Origin of the sequence: Streptomyces sp. NPDC056480 (assembly GCF_042795405.1) — a bacterium.
Taxonomy (GTDB): Bacteria; Actinomycetota; Actinomycetes; order Streptomycetales; family Streptomycetaceae; genus Streptomyces.
In genome coordinates this window covers 1-1,075 of the sequence record NZ_JBHTSA010000264.1, presented here as the reverse complement: position 1 = coordinate 1,075, position 1,075 = coordinate 1, and the positions used below count along the sequence as shown (strand labels likewise).

Annotated in this window: 1 pseudogene; it reads right to left on the bottom strand. The window is 64.7% G+C overall.

Going from position 1 to position 1,075, the window contains the following annotated elements:
• Positions 1–18: 18 nt before the first annotated feature.
• Positions 19–998 (bottom strand): annotated as a pseudogene (locus tag ACFQ79_RS40740) (IS5 family transposase).
• Positions 999–1,075: the final 77 nt, after the last annotated feature.

The window sequence follows — 1,075 nt, the reverse complement described above, 5'->3', positions numbered from 1 at the left end:
GCCTGTGTGATGTCGTGATCATTCGGCGGTTTTGATCAGGTCGTCGATCCAGATCACGGCGGCGCGGAGGTGGACGCCGGCGAGATAGCTCTCGGGTGATTTGTCATAGCGGGTGGCGATGCCGCGCCAGGCTTTGAGCTTGTTGATCAGGCGCTCGACGGTGTTCCGTTCCTTGTAGAGATCGGCGTCGTGGGTGACGGGCCGGCCGCCTCGGTTGCCCTTCTTCTTCCGGTTGGAGGCTTGGTCCTTCTTCTCTGGAATGACCGCCTTGATGTTGCGTTTACGCAGGTAGGAGCGGTTGGCGAGGGATGAGTAGGCCTTGTCCGCGGCGACCGCCCCGGGCCTGCTACGAGGACGGCCGACGGACAGGCGGACTCGGACACGTCTGAGTACGGGGATGAACTGAGGGCTGTCCCCGGCCTGCCCTGCGGTCAGGACCAGCGCAAGCGGACGGCATCTGCGGTCCGCGACAAGATGAAGTTTGCTGGTCAGACCGCCTCTGGATCTTCCGGGCAGGGCTTCTTTGAGGCGGAGTTTGCGCCTGCGCCGGATGCGCCGGCGCTCGGCCTGTCCGTTCTGTTCCTCCGGGCCTCCCCCTTTTGCCGCGCGGTCTCCTGCTCCTGCGCGGCTTCCTCCAGGGTGTCCATGAGATGTTTGCTGACACGCATCCCCGCAGCGTCGTGGTGGGCGCGGACCGTGGTCGAGTCCACGCTGACCAGCGACAAGTCGCTCTGTCCAACGCGGGCTCCCGCGGCGATCAGACCTTCCAGGAGAGCGGAGAACACGCCGGCGTTCCGCCAGACGCGGAAGCGTCCGTAGACGGTGGCCCAGGGACCGAACTCGGCGGGCATCTCCCGCCACTGGCCGCTGGACCTGAAACGCCAGATCACACCCTCGAACTGCTCCCGCAGCCGCTCCGGGTACGGCCCGTATCTGCCGATCGGCAGATACGGCTCGATGAACTTCCACTGCGCATTCGTGAGTTGCCTACGTGTCACGACCTCAGTCCTACCGGGTTCCACCCCACGAAAGGCGCAGAACCCAGAATCTGATCACGACATCACACAGGCCCTAG